The 19,522-nt window shown below is 56.4% G+C and carries 19 protein-coding genes and 7 tRNA genes; 19 read left to right on the forward strand and 7 right to left on the reverse strand.

Features of this window, described 5'->3' with window-relative positions; all coding sequences use genetic code 11:
* Positions 1 to 62 precede the first annotated feature (62 nt).
* The gene (asnB, locus tag H7R76_RS16985; protein ID WP_182965901.1) at positions 63 to 1,727 is read left to right on the forward strand and encodes an asparagine synthase B; all 1,665 of its coding nucleotides are present in this window, start codon (positions 63 to 65) and stop codon (positions 1,725 to 1,727) included.
* 135 nt (positions 1,728 to 1,862) lie between these two features.
* Here asnB and H7R76_RS16990 read toward each other — a convergent pair whose 3' ends face one another.
* Genes H7R76_RS16990 through H7R76_RS17010 form a run of 5 tightly spaced genes read right to left on the reverse strand, consistent with a single transcriptional unit; the run spans position 1,863 to position 5,569 of the window.
* Positions 1,863 to 3,947 (reverse strand): heavy metal translocating P-type ATPase, encoded by a 2,085-nt coding sequence (locus H7R76_RS16990; RefSeq protein ID WP_182965903.1) that lies wholly within the window; start codon positions 3,945 to 3,947, stop codon positions 1,863 to 1,865.
* Positions 3,944 to 4,246, reverse strand: coding sequence for a YtxH domain-containing protein (locus H7R76_RS16995; RefSeq protein ID WP_227673911.1), 303 nt, complete (start codon positions 4,244 to 4,246; stop codon positions 3,944 to 3,946). The genes H7R76_RS16990 and H7R76_RS16995 overlap by 4 nt, the downstream gene beginning before the upstream one ends.
* Entirely contained in the window at positions 4,233 to 4,544 is a 312-nt protein-coding gene (locus tag H7R76_RS17000) for a magnetosome protein MamC family protein (RefSeq protein ID WP_106924680.1), read from the reverse strand. Before H7R76_RS17000 ends, H7R76_RS16995 begins: the two co-directional genes overlap by 14 nt.
* Positions 4,528 to 5,223, reverse strand: coding sequence for a YtxH domain-containing protein (locus H7R76_RS17005; protein WP_106924681.1), 696 nt, complete (start codon positions 5,221 to 5,223; stop codon positions 4,528 to 4,530). The genes H7R76_RS17000 and H7R76_RS17005 overlap by 17 nt, the downstream gene beginning before the upstream one ends.
* Before the next feature lie 19 nt (positions 5,224 to 5,242).
* On the reverse strand, positions 5,243 to 5,569 hold the full coding sequence (locus H7R76_RS17010; RefSeq protein WP_106924682.1) for an HMA2 domain-containing protein: 327 nt from the start codon (positions 5,567 to 5,569) through the stop codon (positions 5,243 to 5,245).
* Between the two features lie 206 nt (positions 5,570 to 5,775).
* Between H7R76_RS17010 and H7R76_RS17015 the strand changes: the two genes are divergently transcribed.
* The 8 genes from H7R76_RS17015 to H7R76_RS17050 all read left to right on the forward strand — a co-directional run bounded on the left by H7R76_RS17015 (position 5,776) and on the right by H7R76_RS17050 (position 7,045).
* On the forward strand, positions 5,776 to 6,141 hold the full coding sequence (locus H7R76_RS17015) for a hypothetical protein (protein WP_106924683.1): 366 nt from the start codon (positions 5,776 to 5,778) through the stop codon (positions 6,139 to 6,141).
* Between the two features lie 199 nt (positions 6,142 to 6,340).
* Positions 6,341 to 6,417, forward strand: a tRNA-Met gene (locus tag H7R76_RS17020).
* Between the two features lie 8 nt (positions 6,418 to 6,425).
* Positions 6,426 to 6,510, forward strand: a tRNA-Leu gene (locus tag H7R76_RS17025).
* A 23-nt stretch (positions 6,511 to 6,533) separates the two neighbouring features.
* A tRNA-Gln gene (locus H7R76_RS17030) sits at positions 6,534 to 6,608 on the forward strand.
* 36 nt (positions 6,609 to 6,644) lie between these two features.
* A tRNA-Gln gene (locus H7R76_RS17035) sits at positions 6,645 to 6,719 on the forward strand.
* An 18-nt stretch (positions 6,720 to 6,737) separates the two neighbouring features.
* A tRNA-Met gene (locus tag H7R76_RS17040) sits at positions 6,738 to 6,814 on the forward strand.
* Between the two features lie 45 nt (positions 6,815 to 6,859).
* A tRNA-Gln gene (locus H7R76_RS17045) sits at positions 6,860 to 6,934 on the forward strand.
* A 36-nt stretch (positions 6,935 to 6,970) separates the two neighbouring features.
* Positions 6,971 to 7,045 (forward strand) — tRNA-Gln (locus H7R76_RS17050).
* A gap of 135 nt (positions 7,046 to 7,180) precedes the next feature.
* On the opposite strand, the gene ubiF is transcribed toward H7R76_RS17050, so the two are convergent.
* Positions 7,181 to 8,356: a 3-demethoxyubiquinol 3-hydroxylase gene (gene ubiF, locus H7R76_RS17055; RefSeq protein WP_182968025.1), complete on the reverse strand. Its 1,176-nt coding sequence runs from the start codon at positions 8,354 to 8,356 to the stop codon at positions 7,181 to 7,183.
* 149 nt (positions 8,357 to 8,505) lie between these two features.
* Between ubiF and miaB the strand changes: the two genes are divergently transcribed.
* From miaB to rihA, 10 genes are all read left to right on the forward strand, one after another.
* The gene (miaB, locus tag H7R76_RS17060) at positions 8,506 to 9,930 is read left to right on the forward strand and encodes a tRNA (N6-isopentenyl adenosine(37)-C2)-methylthiotransferase MiaB (protein ID WP_106924684.1); all 1,425 of its coding nucleotides are present in this window, start codon (positions 8,506 to 8,508) and stop codon (positions 9,928 to 9,930) included.
* A gap of 153 nt (positions 9,931 to 10,083) precedes the next feature.
* Entirely contained in the window at positions 10,084 to 11,130 is a 1,047-nt protein-coding gene (locus H7R76_RS17065; protein ID WP_106924685.1) for a PhoH family protein, read from the forward strand.
* Positions 11,127 to 11,594 (forward strand): rRNA maturation RNase YbeY, encoded by a 468-nt coding sequence (gene ybeY / locus H7R76_RS17070; RefSeq protein WP_106924686.1) that lies wholly within the window; start codon positions 11,127 to 11,129, stop codon positions 11,592 to 11,594. The genes H7R76_RS17065 and ybeY overlap by 4 nt, the downstream gene beginning before the upstream one ends.
* Before the next feature lie 164 nt (positions 11,595 to 11,758).
* Entirely contained in the window at positions 11,759 to 12,637 is an 879-nt protein-coding gene (corC, locus tag H7R76_RS17075) for a CNNM family magnesium/cobalt transport protein CorC (protein ID WP_106924808.1), read from the forward strand.
* 5 nt (positions 12,638 to 12,642) lie between these two features.
* The gene (lnt, locus tag H7R76_RS17080; protein ID WP_106924687.1) at positions 12,643 to 14,181 is read left to right on the forward strand and encodes an apolipoprotein N-acyltransferase; all 1,539 of its coding nucleotides are present in this window, start codon (positions 12,643 to 12,645) and stop codon (positions 14,179 to 14,181) included.
* A 437-nt stretch (positions 14,182 to 14,618) separates the two neighbouring features.
* On the forward strand, positions 14,619 to 15,542 hold the full coding sequence (locus H7R76_RS17085; RefSeq protein WP_182965905.1) for an amino acid ABC transporter substrate-binding protein: 924 nt from the start codon (positions 14,619 to 14,621) through the stop codon (positions 15,540 to 15,542).
* A gap of 166 nt (positions 15,543 to 15,708) precedes the next feature.
* Entirely contained in the window at positions 15,709 to 16,449 is a 741-nt protein-coding gene (locus H7R76_RS17090) for an amino acid ABC transporter permease (protein WP_106924689.1), read from the forward strand.
* The gene (gene gltK / locus H7R76_RS17095; protein ID WP_106924690.1) at positions 16,449 to 17,123 is read left to right on the forward strand and encodes a glutamate/aspartate ABC transporter permease GltK; all 675 of its coding nucleotides are present in this window, start codon (positions 16,449 to 16,451) and stop codon (positions 17,121 to 17,123) included. The genes H7R76_RS17090 and gltK overlap by 1 nt, the downstream gene beginning before the upstream one ends.
* Positions 17,123 to 17,848: an amino acid ABC transporter ATP-binding protein gene (locus H7R76_RS17100; RefSeq protein WP_182965907.1), complete on the forward strand. Its 726-nt coding sequence runs from the start codon at positions 17,123 to 17,125 to the stop codon at positions 17,846 to 17,848. The genes gltK and H7R76_RS17100 overlap by 1 nt, the downstream gene beginning before the upstream one ends.
* A gap of 117 nt (positions 17,849 to 17,965) precedes the next feature.
* A complete protein-coding gene (rihA, locus tag H7R76_RS17105; RefSeq protein WP_182929288.1) occupies positions 17,966 to 18,901 on the forward strand; it encodes a pyrimidine-specific ribonucleoside hydrolase RihA in 936 nt (311 codons plus the stop codon).
* A gap of 95 nt (positions 18,902 to 18,996) precedes the next feature.
* Here rihA and H7R76_RS17110 read toward each other — a convergent pair whose 3' ends face one another.
* The gene (locus tag H7R76_RS17110) at positions 18,997 to 19,479 is read right to left on the reverse strand and encodes a zinc ribbon-containing protein (protein ID WP_182928314.1); all 483 of its coding nucleotides are present in this window, start codon (positions 19,477 to 19,479) and stop codon (positions 18,997 to 18,999) included.
* Positions 19,480 to 19,522 lie beyond the last annotated feature (43 nt).

The following is a 19,522-nucleotide window of genomic DNA, read 5'->3' on the forward strand; positions in this document are numbered from 1 at the left end:
TCAACGAAGGCGAATGCCACACACTTTTGCAGCACAACACCACAGGGTTAACGGAGAAGTCTATGTGTTCTATTTTCGGTGTACTGGATATTAAAACTGACGCGGTCGAGCTGCGTAAAAAGGCGCTTGAGCTCTCCCGCCTGATGCGTCACCGTGGCCCGGACTGGTCCGGTATTTATGCCTGCGACAAAGCGATTCTGGCCCATGAACGCCTGTCGATTGTTGACGTCAACGCCGGCGCGCAGCCGCTGTATAACGAAAAGAAAACGCACGCTCTGGCGGTCAACGGCGAAATTTACAACCATCAGGCGCTGCGTGCGGAATACGCTGACCGTTACCAGTTCCAGACCGGCTCAGACTGCGAAGTGATCCTCGCGCTGTACCAGGAAAAAGGCCCTGAGTTCCTCGACGACCTGCAGGGTATGTTCGCCTTCGCGCTGTACGACAGCGAAAAAGACGCCTATCTGATTGGCCGCGATCATATCGGTATCATCCCACTGTACATGGGCCATGACGAATTCGGGAACTTCTACGTTGCTTCTGAAATGAAAGCGCTGACCCCGGTATGCCGTACTATTCAAGAGTTCCCGGCAGGTAGCTACCTGTGGAGCAAAGACGGTGAGATTCGTCAGTACTATCAGCGTGACTGGTTCGACTACGATGCCGTCAAAGACAACGTGACCGATAAAAACGAACTGCGTCAGGCGCTGGAAGAATCGGTGAAAAGTCACCTGATGTCCGACGTTCCTTACGGCGTACTGCTGTCCGGTGGTCTGGATTCTTCGGTTATCTCCGCGATCACCAAAAAATTCGCCGCCCGTCGCGTAGAAGATCAGGAACGCTCTGAAGCCTGGTGGCCGCAGCTGCACTCCTTCGCCGTCGGTCTGGAAGGTTCTCCGGACCTGAAAGCCGCACAGGAAGTAGCTAACCACCTTGGCACCGTGCACCATGAAATTCACTTCACCGTGCAGGAAGGCCTGGATGCGATTCGCGATGTTATCTATCACATTGAAACCTACGATGTGACCACCATTCGCGCCTCAACGCCGATGTACCTGATGTCGCGTAAAATCAAAGCGATGGGCATCAAGATGGTGCTGTCTGGCGAAGGTTCTGACGAAGTGTTCGGCGGCTACCTGTACTTCCACAAAGCGCCAAACGCCAAAGAGCTGCACGAAGAAACCGTGCGTAAGCTGCAGGCGCTGCATATGTACGACTGCGCCCGTGCCAACAAAGCGATGTCCGCCTGGGGCGTGGAAGCGCGCGTACCGTTCCTGGATAAAAAATTCCTCGACGTGGCCATGCGTATCAACCCGCAGGACAAAATGTGCGGCAACGGCAAAATGGAAAAACACGTGCTGCGTGAATGCTTCGAGTCCTATCTGCCGGCAAGCGTGGCGTGGCGCCAGAAAGAGCAGTTCTCTGATGGCGTAGGCTACAGCTGGATTGATACGCTCAAAGAAGTGGCGGCTAAGCAGGTGACTGACCAGCAGTTGCAAACCGCGCACTTCCGCTTCCCGTACAACACGCCGACCTCTAAAGAAGGCTACCTGTACCGTGAAATCTTTGAAGAGCTGTTCCCGGTGCCGAGCGCTGCGGAGTGCGTACCGGGCGGCCCATCCGTTGCCTGCTCTTCCGCAAAAGCCATCGAGTGGGACGAAGCGTTCAAAACCATGGACGATCCGTCAGGCCGTGCGGTAGGCGTGCACCAGTCGGCTTATAAATAAGATTGCCGCTTAAGTAAAAAAGCCCCCCGATGGCGACATCGGGGGGCTTTTATTTTGGTGCAGTGTGAGGGGCGAGAAATCTCAAGCGCCGAACGGTTCCCTCTCCCAATGGGAGAGGGTTAGGGTGAGGGGAAACTACTCTCCACGCCCCTTCTTCGCTGCCAGCGATCTGAGCAGTACACCCAGCGTCGTGCCGTTATGCAGCATCGCGCTCGCGCCCGGTGACAGCCAGCCCAGCGCCGCCGCCAGCATAATCGCGCTGTTAATCCACTCGGTAAGCTTAATATTGCTGTTAACCAGCTTCATCGCCTCGAGTGACAGCTGGCGCGCTGCGACGACGCCGTGCAGGGTGTCCTGCAACAGCACGGCATCCGCCGCCTGCTGCGCGAGCTCGGTGCTCTGGTTCATCGCCAGGCCAACATCGGCCTGCGTCAGCACCGGCGCATCGTTGATGCCGTCGCCCACGAACAGAACTTTATGTCCTCTGCCCTGCAGCGCCTTCACCACCTCAACCTTGCTCTCCGGCGTGGCTTCAGCGACGTAGTGCTCAATACCCACGCGATCCGCCAGTTGGTAAGCCTTCTCAGCCCGGTCGCCGGTCAGCAGCACAACCTGACGGATACCGGTTGCCTTCAGTTGCGCGATGACATCAGCCGCTTCTTCACGTAGATGATCCTGTAAACCGATCATCCCCACCAGTTGGTTATCGAAGCCGATAAACAGCAGATGCCTCCCCTGATTCGCCAGCGCATTAATTTCTCCTTCATAAGGTGAGAAATCAATCGCATAGTGGCTTTCCAGGAAGTGACGGCTGCCGATCACCATCTGGTGTTCTTCCAGCGAACACAGCAGGCCGTGAGCAATCACATACTCCACTTCTCCGTGCGGAATATGCGGCAGCTCATGGTGCTCAGCCGCCGCCACCACGGCATGAGCCAGCGGATGATTGCTGTGTTCTTCCACCGAGGCGGCAATCGCCAACAGCCGTTTTGCCTGCACCAGCCGATCGTCAAAGCTGATCACATCCGTGACCTGCATTTGGTCATGGGTCAACGTGCCGGTTTTATCGAACACCACCGTATCAACTTCCGCGAGCTTCTCAATGGCGCGTCCGCCTTTCAGCAGCAGACCGCTCTGGGCGGCACGATACATGATCGATTTAAACGCAATCGGCGTACTGAGCTTCAGCGCGCAGGAGTAGTCGACCAGGAAAACCGAGGCCAGTCGCTGCCAGCTGCGCGTCATCGCGAAGACGGCAGCCCCTACCCCGAGGGTAATCGCCACGCGGCGATCCGCCATCTGCTGAGTGACCCGCTGAGTTTCGCTACGCTGAGTCAGGGAATCGCGAATAAAACGCCGGATATGCGCCGTTGAGGAAGATTCCCCCACCTGCTCCGCCGTAATAGCCACGTTACCTTCCTGAATCTGCGTGCCCGCATAGACCCAGGAACCGGGCTCACGACGTACCGGTACGCTTTCACCGGTCATCGATGCCTGGTTCACCTGCGCCACGCCGCGCACTACCGTACCGTCAGCCGGAATGCTGTCGCCCGGCCCCAGCAGCATCACATCACCCGCGACCAGCTCGCTGCTGTTGATCTCTACGCTCTCGCCGTCGCGCTCAACCCAGACCGGGTGCTCACGAGGCTGCATCAGATCGGCTAACAGCGCGTCAGAATGACGGCTGGTTTCCTGCTCCATGTATTCGCCTAGCGTCAGCAGCGACTGCGTCAACATCGCGGTTCGACTGTCTCCCCGCAGCATTGAGAGGCTGAGCGCGAGCGCATCAAGCACTTCAACCTTCAACTGACCCTGGCTCAGCGTCTGCGCGCCCTCCAGAATTGTCGGCGCCGTCAGCAGCGCCGCAGGCACACGAGCCCAGCGGGGCGGCAGCGCCTGCGTCAATGCCAGTCCAGCCAGATTGAGCAGGTTATCGCCACCGCAGTATTCTGCCTCCAGCTCGCTGTCGTCTGCCGACTGCCAGTCCAGCGCGGTCACCGCCGCCACAATCGCCGCCGCCGTCGTGCGCTCGCCATCCCAGTGGATCACCGCACTGCGCGCCGAAGGGCGGATGCGCACCCCGCTGACGCCCGGCAATCCGAGGATTTGCTGCTTAAGCCAGCCAGCGGCCTGCGGATAATCGGTCAGCGCAAAGACCCGCAGTCGCAGGCGCCCGGGCAACTGGTGAACGATCGTCACGCGTTCGCCTGATGCACTCACGCGATATCATCCTTATTCTGGCTACGAGAGTAATCCAGCTCGGCCTGCAGATCGGCAACGCGTTCTTTCAGTTCTTCCATCTCACCGCGCACGGTGCCCCAGGCCTTGGTTGCCGTATTGGTAATGCCTTGCTGCACGTTACGATTAGTCAGTAGCCACGTAATCGCCGCACCGGCAACCAGTCCGGTAATCAAATGGTTACGGCCATTATTGGCGGCCGATGTGCGTACAGGCGCTGCGGCAGGATTCGGCTCCCACATGCCGGTGTAAGGGTTGTAAAGGTATTCAGGCTGATTCATTGTTTCCTCGCTTGGCTATCGCATCCATCAGGTAAAGTGACGCTGCGCCGACGCCAATAATGGTCAGTACAGACTGCAGGGGACGCGCCTTATTGCTGTCAGCAATCGCCATGACCGTGCCGCTAATAAGGCTGGCTTTCGCCGTCTCTTTCATCACTGCGCAAGCCGCTTCGTTTAACGTCTGCTCGTTCTGCTGGTAGCGCTGCCATTCCCGCAGGCAGGCGGCGCTTCCACCGACCAGCGCACCGGCAACAACGGCGCGGCTGACCCGTTTATCGCGATCAGGATTGTTGCTCATCCGCGGCATCCTCATCTTCAAACGGCATAGCGGTCGGCTGGCGATGGCGCTCTACGGATTCCTGAAAACCGTCTTTTCCCGCTTTCATGGTGTCGCGGAAAATAGCCGCACTGGAGGTGGCGGTTTCTTTAATCGTTTCCGATCCGTTTTTCACGCCATCTTTCACTTTACTGGTACCGGCCTTCAGCATGTCGCCTGCACCGGCCAGCGTCTGCATCAGCATGCCCCGCACGGAATCGTTGGTCAGCAGCAGCGTCACGGCGGCGCCTACCATTGCCCCTTTCCAGAACTCTTTGTCGTCCATACCGACGGTGCTGATAATATTTTTCAGCAGGCCCGCCTGTTCGCCCATCGCGCCGTCAACAACGCTCTGCGCGTACTGGCTCCAGTCAACGCCCTGCTGCGCTGCATGATGGTGATGGTGGTGATGTGGGTGAGCAAACTGCGGCGGCACGCCCTGCGGAGTCGGAGGGAAGCCCATCGGCGGGAAGCCCATCGCCATTTGCGGCGGCATCTGCATTTGCGGTTGTGGGGGAACCGGCGGTTGCGCTGGCATCTGACCATTCTGCGGCCAGGCCATCCCCTGCGGCATCGGTGGATACGGATACCAAGGGTAGCCGTACGGAGGATAGTAACCTACCGGTGGAACTTGCTGCGTATTGTTGTCATTCGAGCTCATGATGGCTGTCCTTTATCATTTAGTGAGAAGGTTCAAGGATGGATGCGAGCTGAGCCAGCGCCTGCTGTGCCTGCTCACCGTCGCTGCCGAAGAGTTGATTAAGAATTTGTGGGCGAATGGCGGCGGCATCGTACTCAAGGACGATCGAGCCGGTTTCGCTATTGATCTGATATCGCCGGAGGTACCCTTCAGGATGGCAATAAGCATCCAGCTGTTTGAGCTTGCCCTGGCTAAGGCTGGCGATGAGCTTATTGGAAAATCGCAGGCGTAAACGCCCGGGTATATGGTGTGCCACTTCGACAAAGCGGCGCAGCGTAAGTAAGTCGCTAAAAGATTCGACAGGCATATCATTTAATACCCTGATATTTATAGGTGATATGAATCAAATCACAGATGCCGCGCGCCAGACAGCGCTAATCGCCCTTCTTTTGCGGTGTATCAAAAGGCTATTCGGCTTTCATTTTGGCAAGACGTGCGGGGAGTGCTGGACAGTGTGTTAATGCAAATATAAATTACTCTCATTACCACTTTAAAAATAAACAGGCGGCGGCTATGACTCCTTACCTGCACCAGACCCCCAATCGCATTCGTATCCGTTCCAGCTGGATCCAGCGCCATCCCCAGGACGTCACGCGCCTGGTGGACTCGCTGCGCGCCCGTGATGGGATCCTTGATGTCGTTCATCGTTTGTACGCCGGTTCAGTGGCGGTCAGTTTCGATCCCTCACGTATCTCCGCGAGCGCACTCCTGAGTGAACTGGAACAAGCCCAGTGGCTAAGCAGCCAGAAAGATAAAAGCTATATCGAGAACAGCCTGCGCGTCGGCGCCGGACATCTTCTTAAAACGCTGGCTTTTGGCGCATTAAAGCGTACAGTCGGTGGTCCTGTGGTTTCGATTGTGAGCGTGTTAACCCGATAATCCCGCGCGCAGCCGGGGCAATGTGAAGGCCGGGTATAACGGTAAATAGCCAATAATTGCCGAATAATGCGTCATGCTGTTCGCAACCTAACCAAACAGTCACATTCCGGTGAATTTCATTGAAAAAGATGTTGACGGTCCAGAACTCAATACGCATAATGCGCCCCGCAACGCCGATAAGGTAACGCGAAAAAAAGATGGCTACGTAGCTCAGTTGGTTAGAGCACATCACTCATAATGATGGGGTCACAGGTTCGAATCCCGTCGTAGCCACCATCTTTTTTGCGGGAGTGGCGAAATTGGTAGACGCACCAGATTTAGGTTCTGGCGCCGCAAGGTGTGCGAGTTCAAGTCTCGCCTCCCGCACCATTCACCAATAAGCGTTGCACGGATGGGGTATCGCCAAGCGGTAAGGCACCGGTTTTTGATACCGGCATTCCCTGGTTCGAATCCAGGTACCCCAGCCATATTTCTTCGATATTTGCGGATCGCCGCGACGGTATTGGGGTATCGCCAAGCGGTAAGGCACCGGTTTTTGATACCGGCATTCCCTGGTTCGAATCCAGGTACCCCAGCCATCGAAGAAAAGAAAATTTGGCTACGTAGCTCAGTTGGTTAGAGCACATCACTCATAATGATGGGGTCACAGGTTCGAATCCCGTCGTAGCCACCATATTCAGGAGCATTGGGTTTACCCGATTATCCGAAAACAATTTGTTGGGGTATCGCCAAGCGGTAAGGCACCGGATTCTGATTCCGGCATTCCGAGGTTCGAATCCTCGTACCCCAGCCAATTTAAAAAGTCGTTCACTTCGGTGAGCGCACCCGTTGGGGTATCGCCAAGCGGTAAGGCACCGGATTCTGATTCCGGCATTCCGAGGTTCGAATCCTCGTACCCCAGCCAAATTCAAAAGCTCGCTTCGGCGAGCTTTTTTTGTTTTTGTCCCATCCCGAATCCAGCGTGCCGCAGGCCTGATAAGCAAAGCGTCATCAGACACTGCGGTGCAAGATGCCGGATGACGGCTCTGCTTTATCCGGCCTACAACCCTAACGCATACTTCAGCGCCTGACGTTTCAAAACCCCCGCACGTTGGGCCGCCATGAGCCCCACATTGCGCAAAATGCGCAGCGGACCAAGATCGTTGCTAAAGCCGGCGTAGAATAGATCCATCCCACTCTGCATCAGCAGGTTATCGATCTTACGACGCGACTGATAGCGCCTTAGCACCGGCAGGCTGGCCCAATCTTCGCCCACGCTGCGCGCGTTCGCCAGTACGTCCAGCAGCGCGTCGACATCGCGATAGCCGAGGTTAACGCCCTGCCCGGCCAGCGGATGGATGGTATGCGCCGCATCCCCCACCAGCACCAGTCCCGGCTGCACATACTGCAGCGCATGGCGTCGGGTAAGCGGAAATGCCCCTGCCGCTACCGGCGTCACCTTGCCTAAACGCGGAGGAAAATGCGCGCTGATTTCCCGCTGCAGCTGCCCCATCGACATCGCCTGCAGTTGACGAATACGGGCGGGCGTGTCGTACCACACCAGCGAGGCCCAGCTATCGTAGAGCGGTAAAAAAGCGCGCGGCCCGGTAGGCGTAAACTGCTGCCATGTGCTGTCGCCAGGTTCGTTTTCGGACTGCACGGTAATCAGCATACAGGACTGCGGATACTGCCACCCCTGCACGCCAATGCCCGCCATCTGCCGCACCTGCGAAAGCGCGCCGTCGGCCCCCACCACCAGCCGGGCCTCAATATTTGTGCCGTCCTGCAGATGGAGTCGATGAACGGCGTCCTGAGCCTGCATGGCGCGTAATGCGCTGCCGTGCAGCAGCGTCACCTGCGGGTGCGCCTCCAGCGCCTGCCACAGCGCCAGCTGCAGGACATTGTTTTCAACCATATAGCCAAGATTCGGCAGCTTAAGCTCGGCAGCATCGAAGACCACATGCGCGGTCTCCCACTCCCAGGTTTCCAGGCGTCGCCACGGATGCGCGCGCGTTGCCAGCACCGCATCCCAGACGCCAAGGCTGCGTAAAAGCTGTACCGAAGCCGCACTAATGGCCGAAATGCGCACGTCTGGCTGCGCGGTGGGCTCAAAGGCCACCGGCGGGGCTTTGTCGAGTACCGTCACCGAAAAACCATTCTGTGCCAGCGCCAGCGCCAGCGCCCCTCCGACCATCCCGCCGCCAATAATGGCAACGTCAGCGTGTAGAATTGTCATCATTTATTATCCTTAAAGCCGAATCCCTTCAGTTTACCGGACTTTTGCCTTTTGCGGCGAATATCCGCCAGGCTGGTCACAACCGCGCCAAAGCATTACAATACGCGCCCTGCAATGTTGGCTATTCATAATTGAGCAAGAGCAAGTCGATGACAAAAAAACTCCATATTAAAACCTGGGGCTGTCAGATGAACGAGTACGATTCATCAAAGATGGCCGATCTGCTGGATGCCACACATGGGTATCAACTGACTGAAAACGCAGCAGAAGCCGATGTATTACTGCTTAACACCTGCTCAATTCGTGAGAAAGCGCAGGAGAAAGTCTTCCACCAACTGGGCCGCTGGAAATTAATCAAAGCAAAAAATCCAAAGGTGATCATTGGCGTTGGCGGCTGCGTCGCGTCTCAGGAAGGCAAGCTCATTCGCCAACGCGCACACTACGTCGACATTATTTTTGGGCCACAAACCCTGCATCGCCTGCCGGAAATGATCGATGCCGTTCGCAATAACCGCCGACCGGTTATTGATGTCAGCTTCCCGGAAATCGAAAAATTCGACCGTCTGCCTGAACCGCGCGCCGAAGGCCCAACCGCATTCGTCTCCATCATGGAAGGCTGCAACAAATACTGTACCTACTGCGTGGTGCCGTACACCCGCGGCGAAGAAGTCAGCCGTCCGTGCGACGATATCCTGTTTGAGATAGCCCAACTGGCGGCGCAGGGCGTGCGCGAAGTCAACCTGCTTGGCCAGAACGTGAATGCCTGGCGCGGTGAGAACTACGACGGCACCACCGGCTCGTTTGCCGAGCTGCTGCGCCTCGTCGCCGCCATTGACGGGATTGACCGCGTGCGTTTCACCACCAGCCACCCGATCGAGTTTACCGACGACATTATTGACGTCTATCGCGATACGCCAGAGCTGGTCAGCTTCCTGCATCTGCCGATTCAGAGCGGTTCCGACCGCGTGCTGACGATGATGGGCCGCCCGCATACCGCGCTGGAATATAAGTCGATTATTCGTAAGCTGCGCGCCGCACGCCCGGATATTCAGATTAGCTCCGACTTCATCGTCGGCTTCCCGGGCGAAACCACGCAAGACTTCGAACAGACCATGAAGCTGATTGCCGACGTCAACTTCGACGTGAGCTTCAGCTTTGTGTTCTCCGCCCGTCCGGGAACACCGGCGGCCGATATGGTTGACGACGTGCCGGAAGAAGAGAAAAAGCAGCGTCTGTACATCCTGCAAGAACGCATCAATCAGCAGGCGATGGCCTGGAGCCGCCGCATGCTCGGCACCGTTCAGCGCATTCTGGTGGAAGGCACGTCGCGTAAGAGCATCATGGAGCTGACCGGCCGCACCGAAAACAACCGCGTGGTGAACTTTGAAGGCACCCCGGATATGGTCGGCAAGTTCGTGGACGTCGAAATTATCGACGTTTACACCAACTCGCTACGCGGTAAGCTGGTACGGACCGAAGATGAGATGGGCCTGCGCGTGGTGGAATCTCCGGAGTCGGTCATTGCCCGCACCCGCAAAGAGAGCGACCTGGGCGTTGGAATCTACCAGCCGTAATCTTCATGGCCCGTCCGTTCTGGCGGGCCTTGTATTTCCTCCTGCTATCCCCATATTTATCGCAATGCTTGCGCCTTTCCGCTGCGGCGTGAATAATTCCTTTACGAGCCAAAGACGCTTGTCCTGCGGCTATACAGACATAAGAGGAACAGTTTGAACATAGACACTCGCGAAATTACCCTGGAGCCCGCAGACAATGCCCGTCTGCTGAGCCTGTGCGGCCCGTTTGACGACAACATCAAACAGCTGGAGCGACGACTGGGCATCGAGATCAACCGCCGCGATAACCATTTCAAACTGACGGGGCGCGCCATTTGCGTGACCGCCGCTGCCGACATTCTGCGCAGCCTGTATGTGGACACCGCGCCGATGCGCGGCCAGATTCAGGACATTGAGCCGGAACAGATTCACCTGGCGATAAAAGAAGCCCGCGTGCTGGAACAAAGCGCGGAGAGCGTGCCGGAGTACGGCAAAGCTATCAATATCAAAACCAAACGTGGCGTGATTAAACCACGTACGCCAAACCAGGCGCAGTACATCGCCCATATTCTTGACCACGACATCACCTTCGGCGTAGGCCCTGCGGGTACCGGTAAAACCTACCTTGCCGTCGCCGCTGCCGTTGATGCGCTGGAGCGTCAGGAGATTCGCCGCATTCTGCTGACCCGTCCGGCGGTTGAGGCCGGTGAGAAACTGGGCTTCCTGCCGGGCGATCTGAGCCAGAAAGTCGACCCGTATCTGCGCCCGCTGTATGACGCGCTGTTCGAAATGCTCGGCTTCGAGAAGGTTGAGAAACTGATGGAGCGCAACGTGATTGAAGTGGCTCCGCTGGCCTACATGCGTGGGCGTACGCTGAACGATGCCTTTATCATTCTCGATGAGAGCCAGAACACCACCATCGAACAGATGAAGATGTTCCTGACCCGTATCGGCTTTAACTCCAAAGCGGTCATTACCGGCGACGTCACCCAGATTGACCTGCCGCGCAGCACCAAATCTGGCCTGCGCCACGCTATCGAAGTGCTGGCCGAAGTCGATGAAATCAGCTTTAACTTCTTCCACAGCGAAGACGTGGTGCGCCACCCGGTGGTTGCCCGCATTGTGAACGCCTATGAAGCGTGGGAAGAAGCCGATCAAAAACGTAAAGCCGAGCAGGCCGCAGAACGTAAACGCGAAGCTCAGGCGCAGGAGCAGAAATGAGTCAGGTGATCCTCGATCTCCAGTTGGCCTGTGAAAACAACACCGGTCTGCCAGAAGAAAGTCAGTTTCAGACATGGCTGGATGCGGTTATCCCGCAGTTTCAGGAAGAATCGGAAGTCACGATTCGCCTGGTGGATGAAGCCGAAAGCCACGAGCTGAACCTCACCTATCGCGGCAAGGATAAGCCAACCAACGTGCTGTCATTCCCATTTGAAGCACCGCCGGGAATGGAGATGCCGCTGCTGGGCGATCTGATCATCTGCCGTCAGGTGGTTGAGCAGGAAGCCGCAGAGCAGGAAAAACCGCTGGATGCCCACTGGGCGCATATGGTTGTCCACGGCAGTCTGCATTTGCTGGGCTATGACCATATTGAAGATGACGAAGCGGAAGAGATGGAAAGCCTTGAGACAGAGATAATGCTTGCTCTGGGCTATGAGGATCCGTACATTTCCGAGAAAGAATAAACATTTCGATAAACTGTAGGCCTGATAAGGCCTGGCCGCCATCCGGCATTGTGCCGGATGGCGCCGCGCTTATCCGGCCTACAGAGCGAATATACATGCCGTCCGGCGCTGAGTTTACGCGCGGCGAGCGACAGTTAAATCAACATGAGAACCCAAACGACGCCATGAGCGACGACAATTCACACAGTAGTGACACAGTACACAGCAAAAAGGGATTTTTCTCCCTCTTACTCAGCCAGCTTTTCCACGGTGAACCGAAAAACCGTGACGATCTTCTGGCGCTGATCCGTGATTCCGGGCAAAACGAGCTTATCGATGAAGATACGCGCGACATGCTCGAAGGGGTAATGGATATCGCCGACCAGCGCGTCCGCGACATCATGATCCCTCGCTCCCAAATGATCACCCTGAAACGCAACCAAACGCTGGACGAATGTCTCGATGTGATCATCGAGTCCGCCCACTCGCGCTTCCCGGTCATCAGCGAGGACAAAGATCACATTGAAGGGATTCTGATGGCGAAAGATCTGCTGCCGTTTATGCGCAGCGATGCCGAAGCCTTCAGCATGGATAAAGTGTTACGCACCGCGGTTGTCGTACCGGAAAGCAAACGGGTTGACCGGATGCTCAAGGAGTTCCGCTCCCAGCGCTACCATATGGCTATCGTTATCGATGAATTTGGCGGCGTTTCGGGCCTGGTGACTATCGAAGATATTCTGGAGCTTATCGTCGGCGAGATTGAAGACGAGTATGACGAAGAAGACGATATCGACTTCCGTCAGCTGAGCCGCCACACCTGGACGGTGCGTGCGCTGGCGTCGATCGAAGACTTTAACGATGCCTTCAGCACTCACTTCAGCGATGAAGAGGTCGATACCATCGGCGGTCTGGTCATGCAGGCTTTCGGTCATCTGCCGGCGCGCGGGGAAACTATCGACATCGATGGTTACCAGTTTAAGGTGGCGATGGCCGACAGCCGTCGTATTATTCAGGTTCATGTTAAGATTCCGGACGATTCCCCCCAACCGAAACTGGACGAATAATCTCCATGGCATTTGCCTCATTGCTTGAACGCCAGCGCATTCGCCTGCTGCTGGCGCTACTTTTCGGAGCCAGCGGTACGCTGGCTTTTTCTCCTTATGACATCTGGCCAGCGGCGATAATATCGCTGATGGGCCTGCAAGGGCTGACGCTCAACCGTCGCCCGGTGCAGGCGGCCGCTATCGGTTATGCCTGGGGCTTCGGCCTGTTTGGCTCCGGTATCAACTGGGTTTACGTGAGTATTGCGCAGTTCGGCGGTATGCCCGGCCCGGTTAACGTCTTTCTTGTGGTGCTGCTGGCCGCCTATCTCTCGCTCTATACCGGGCTTTTTGCCGGTATTTTGTCGCGCTTATGGCCGAAGACAAACTGGGTGCGCATGGCAATCGCCGCCCCGGTGGTCTGGCAGCTTACCGAGTTCCTGCGCGGCTGGGTGCTCACCGGCTTCCCATGGCTACAGTTTGGCTACAGCCAGATTGACGGCCCATTGAAAGGGCTGGCGCCGGTGATGGGCGTCGGCGCGATTAACTTCCTGCTGATGGCGGTGAGCGGCCTGCTGGCGCTGGCGCTGGTTACCCGCAACTGGCGTCCGCTGGCGGCTGGCGTCATTCTGTTCGCACTGCCCTTCCCGCTGCGCTATATCCAGTGGTATACCCTGCAAACCGACAAAACGACCCAGGTTTCGCTGGTACAGGGCGACATCCCTCAGGCGCTGAAGTGGGACGAAAACCAGCTGCTGAATACCCTGAAAGTCTACCTCGACGCCACCGAGCAGGTGATGGGCAAATCGCAGCTGATTATCTGGCCGGAGTCGGCAATTCCGGATCTGGAAATCAACCAGCAGCGCTTCCTCAGCATGATGGACGATTTACTGCGCGCCAAAGACAGCACGCTGATTACCGGTATCGTCGACTCACGCCTTAATAAGCAGAATCGCTACGACACCTATAACACCATCATCACGCTGGGCAAAGACAGCCCGTACAGCTATGAATCCAGCAACCGCTATAACAAAAACCATCTGGTGCCGTTTGGTGAGTTTGTGCCGCTGGAATCGATTCTGCGCCCGCTGGCGCCGTTCTTCGACCTGCCGATGTCCTCCTTCAGCCGCGGGCCGTACATTCAACCGCAGCTGCAGGCGCATAATCTGAAGCTGACTGCGGCGATCTGCTACGAGATCATTCTCGGCCAGCAGGTACGCGACAACTTCCGCCCGGACACCAACTTCCTGCTGACTATCTCCAACGACGCGTGGTTCGGTAAGTCCATCGGCCCGTGGCAGCACTTCCAGATGGCGCGGATGCGCGCGCTGGAGCTGGCGCGCCCGCTGCTGCGCAGCACCAACAACGGCATTACGGCAGTGATTGGCCCGCGCGGTGAAATTCAGGATATGATCCCGCAGTTCACCCGTCAGGTACTGACCACCAAGGTGACGCCAACCGCCGGCCTGACGCCGTATGCACGCACCGGTGATTGGACGCTATGGCTGATTACCGCGCTGTTCGGTTTTGGCGCCCTGGTGATGAGCCTGCGTCAACGTCGCAAATAAAGTATTGCACTATCGAATGTAGGCCGGATAAGGCGGTACGCCGCCATCCGGCAGTCGCGCTGCATCGGGCCTGATGGCGCTACGCTTATCAGGCCTACGCGGTTTTCCCCACCAGCACTTCCTCTTCCAAGCCCCATTCTGGCACGCCAATTGCTTTATATAATCAAGAAGCTGCATATCACCGCCAGGGGCAACTGGGTTGCACCACGACACGCCGCCGGTAGCACCATTTTTGTGCAAACGTCGATTATTGCCTCAAAGCGGTGCGGTGTGCTTCGCAAAAATAAACAATAACGCAGCAAAATCTTTACATTAAGCCAAACTAAATGCTAACAAACACAGATAACGCTGCACGCTAAAGACGCAGTGATAACAACACAACATTCACAATGGGTATCAATGCATCCTTACCGATGCAGAGGATAAAGGAGTTGGATATGCAATTACGTAAACTGGCCGCTGCCATGCTGGTCATGGGTGTTACCGCCGGTCTGGCACATGCTGAAGACGCAAAGCCAGCCGCCGATGCCGCACAGCAGCAATCGACTCTGGAAAAAATCGCGAAAAACGGCGTTATCGTCGTGGGTCACCGCGAATCATCCGTGCCGTTCTCCTATTACGATAACCAGCAGAAAGTGGTCGGTTACTCTCAGGACTATTCCAACGCCATCGTTGAAGCGGTAAAGAAAAAGCTGAACAACCCGAAGCTGGACGTGAAGCTGATTCCAATTACCTCTCAAAACCGTATTCCGCTGCTGCAAAACGGCACGTTTGACTTCGAGTGTGGCTCAACCACCAACAACCTCGAGCGCCAGAAGCAGGCCGCCTTCTCTGACACCATCTTCGTCGTCGGCACCCGCCTGCTGGTGAAAAAAGACGGTCCGATTAAAGACTTCCCGGATCTGAAAGACAAAGCGGTAGTGGTGACCTCCGGTACCACCTCCGAAGTTCTGCTGCATAAGCTGAACGACGAGCAGAAAATGAATATGCGCATCATTAGCGCCAAAGACCACGGCGACTCTTTCCGCACCCTGGAAAGCGGCCGTGCGGTAGCCTTTATGATGGATGACGCGCTGCTGGCCGGCGAACGAGCGAAAGCCAAGAAACCGGACAACTGGGAAATTGTCGGCAAACCGCAGTCCCAGGAAGCCTATGGCTGTATGCTGCGCAAAGATGACCCTGAGTTTAAAAAGCTGATGGACGATACTATCGCCCAGGCGCAGACCTCCGGCGAAGCCACCAAGTGGTTTGATAAGTGGTTTAAGAACCCGATTCCGCCTAAAAATCTGAACATGAACTTTGAGCTCTCGGAAGAGATGAAAACGCTGTTCAAAACGCCAAACGATAAAGCGCTTAACTAATAAAAAATATGGGGCGGAAAAATCTGCCCTCTCGATTGTGGTTCAGCACGGACAGACTATACGTCAGGTGGTCGTTCCCCACCTGGCCTGAATACCGCAAAACGCTGTTCAACAATCTTCGAGGGTAGCAGGTCGTACTGCTACCCTTTTTTTTCTGGAGTTTATTATGTCAATAGACTGGAACTGGGGCATCTTTTTACAACAGGCCCCTTTCGGCAACACCACCTATCTCGGCTGGCTCTGGAGCGGTTTCCAGGTCACCGTCGCGCTCTCTATCACCGCCTGGATTATCGCGTTTCTCGTCGGCTCGCTGTTCGGCATTTTGCGTACCGTGCCTAACCGGTTCTTATCGGGTATCGGCACCTGCTACGTCGAATTGTTCCGCAACGTGCCGCTGATCGTGCAGTTCTTTACCTGGTACCTTGTGGTGCCGGAGCTGCTGCCGGAAAACCTCGGCATGTGGTTTAAATCCGAGCTGGATCCAAACATTCAGTTCTTCCTCTCCTCCATGATTTGCCTGGGCCTGTTCACCGCCGCGCGCGTTTGTGAGCAGGTGCGTGCGGCAATTCAGTCGCTGCCGCGCGGGCAAAAAAACGCCGGGCTGGCGATGGGGCTTACGCTGCCGCAAACCTATCGCTACGTGCTGCTGCCGAACGCCTATCGCGTGATCGTGCCACCGATGACCTCAGAGATGATGAACCTGGTGAAGAACTCAGCCATCGCCTCCACCATCGGTCTGGTCGATATGGCGGCACAGGCCGGCAAGCTGCTGGACTATTCCGCGCACGCCTGGGAATCCTTTACGGCGATTACCCTGGCCTACGTGCTGATTAACGCGGTCATTATGTTAGTGATGGCTGTGGTAGAACGGAAAATCCGCCTGCCCGGCAACCTGGGGGGTAAATAATGTACGAATTTGACTGGAGTTCTATCGTTCCGTCGATGCCCTACCTGATTGCAGGTCTGGTCGTCACGCTCAAAATTACCGTTACGGCAATTGTTATCGGTATCGTCTGGGGGACGCTGCTGGCGGTCATGCGCCTGTCATCCTTCAAGCCGATTGCCTGGTTTGCCAAAGCCTACGTCAACGTGTTCCGCTCCGTCCCGCTGGTGATGGTGCTGCTGTGGTTCTACCTGATTGTGCCCGGTTTCCTGCAAAACGTACTGGGGCTGTCACCGAAAAGCGATATTCGCCTGATCTCGGCAATGGTGGCGTTCTCGATGTTCGAAGCCGCCTATTACTCCGAGATTATCCGCGCCGGTATCCAGAGTATTTCACGCGGCCAGTCCAGCGCTGCGCTGGCGCTGGGGATGACCCACTGGCAGTCGATGAAGCTTATCATTCTGCCGCAGGCCTTCCGTGCCATGGTGCCGCTGCTGCTGACTCAGGGGATCGTGCTGTTCCAGGATACCTCGCTGGTATACGTGTTAAGCCTCGCAGACTTCTTCCGTACCGCCTCAACTATCGGCGAACGTGACGGTACCCAGGTAGAAATGATTCTGTTTGCTGGTTTTGTTTATTTTGTGATTAGTCTTAGCGCCTCGCTGCTGGTCAGCTACTTGAAGAAAAGGACCGTATAATGATTATCCTGAAAAACGTCTCTAAATGGTATGGTCACTTTCAGGTGTTGACCGACTGCTCCACGGAAGTAAAAAAAGGCGAAGTGGTGGTGGTGTGCGGGCCGTCCGGCTCCGGCAAATCCACGCTTATCAAAACCGTCAACGGTCTGGAACCCGTGCAACAAGGGGAAATTCTTGTCAACGGCACCAAGGTGAACGACAAGAAAACCAATCTGGCAAAGCTGCGCTCTCACGTCGGCATGGTATTCCAGCACTTCGAGCTGTTCCCGCACCTGTCGATTATTGAGAACCTCACTCTGGCGCAGGTTAAGGTGCTGAAGCGAGATAAAGCGGCCGCCCGCGAAAAGGGCTTAAAGCTGCTTGAGCGCGTCGGCCTTTCCGCGCATGCCAACAAGTTTCCAGCGCAGCTTTCCGGCGGTCAGCAGCAGCGCGTGGCGATCGCCCGCGCGCTATGTATGGATCCGGTCGCCATGCTGTTTGACGAACCCACCTCCGCGCTCGATCCTGAAATGATCAACGAAGTGCTGGATGTTATGGTTGAGCTGGCGCATGAAGGCATGACCATGATGGTGGTGACCCACGAAATGGGCTTTGCGCGCAAAGTGGCCAACAGGGTGATCTTTATGGACGAAGGTAAGATCGTTGAAGATGCCGAAAAAGAGGCCTTCTTCGCCAACCCGAAATCGGACCGCGCCAAAGACTTCCTTGCGAAAATTCTGCACTAACCTTCCCGCGCGCACTCGGCAGAGTGCGCGCTGCATCACGCTTTAACGCTTACCCTCTCGTTCATTCCATTAGCAGGCCTTACCCTTGTCACAAAATAACGCGAACAAGGAGCCGCTATGGCACTGCCAATTATTCTGGACTGCGACCCAGGTCATGATGACGCGATCGCTATCGTGCTCGCCCTCGCCTCCCCCGAGCTGGAGGTGAAAGCCATCACCTCTTCCGCCGGTAACCAGACGCCGGAGAAAACCCTGCGTAACGTTCTGCGCATGCTGACATTACTGAAACGCCCGGATATCCCGGTGGCGGGCGGCGCGGTGAAGCCGCTGATGCGCGAACTCATTATTGCCGATAACGTCCACGGTGAAAGCGGCCTTGATGGCCCGGCGCTGCCGGAGCCGGCATTTGCCCCACAAAGCTGCACTGCCGTAGAACTGATGGCGAAAACCCTGCGCGAGAGCCCGGAACCGGTGACCATTGTCTCCACCGGGCCGCAGACCAACGTCGCGCTGTTGCTGAACTCGCACCCGGAGCTGCGGGCGAAAATCACCCGTATTGTGATCATGGGCGGCGCAATGAGCCTGGGCAACTGGACGCCCGCCGCCGAGTTCAATATTTACGTTGATCCGGAAGCGGCAGAAATCGTCTTCCAGTCCGGTATTCCGGTCGTGATGGCGGGCCTGGATGTGACGCATAAAGCGCAGATCCACGCTGAAGACACCGAGCGTTTTCGCGCCATTGGCAATCCGGTAGCGACAATTGTCGCGGAGCTGCTGGATTTCTTCCTTGAGTACCACAAAGATGAGAAATGGGGCTTTGTCGGCGCGCCGCTGCATGACCCCTGCACCATCGCCTGGCTGCTGAAGCCGGAAATATTCACTACCGTAGAACGTTGGGTTGGCGTGGAAACGCAGGGGAAATATACCCAAGGGATGACGGTGGTGGATTATTACTTCCTGACGGGGAATAAGCCAAATGCCGCGGTGATGGTAGACGTTGACCGGCAGGCGTTTGTTGACCTGCTGGCAGAACGACTAAAATTTTACGCCTGAGTGATGCCGGATGGCGCTAACGCTTATCCGGCCTGCATATAACACAAACGTGTAGGCCAGATAAGACGCATCGCATCGCCATCCGGCACCGTTAACTACGGCTCAAACGGCCTGCGCTGGAACTGGTCATGCCCGCACTTCGGGCAGCGCGGCAACACGTCCGGCGTATACACCGCCAGGTGGAAGTGGCACTTCTCGCACACCAGATTGCCCAGCCCCACCACCTCACCGCTGTGGTAGACGCCGTGATGGCTTAAATCCTGAAACACCTCGCGCCACTCCAGCTGCGTTTTATCGGTAATATCCGCCAGCTCCTGCCAGATACTCTCTTTAATTACCCGCAGAAAGACGCTGTCGGACTCGTCTTCCTGGCTTTCACCGTAGCTCATCGCAAACTCTTCCAGATCCCGACGGACGGCGCGCAGCAGCTCGTCGATTTCGCCGCGCGTTAACTCGCTGGTTTGCGCGATTTTCGCCCGCGCCTGATCCACCAGCGCGTCGATATCACGTTCGCCGTTACGTAAACGTTCACTCAGCGTAGCGACCAGTTCACGGTAAATTTGAGCAACCTTGTTCATTGTTTCCTCTCCCAGCCAGTTAACCTATTCTAATAGTAGCCGT

This window comes from Klebsiella sp. WP8-S18-ESBL-06 (assembly GCF_014169755.1).
Classification (GTDB): Bacteria; Pseudomonadota; Gammaproteobacteria; order Enterobacterales; family Enterobacteriaceae; genus Kluyvera; species Kluyvera ascorbata_B.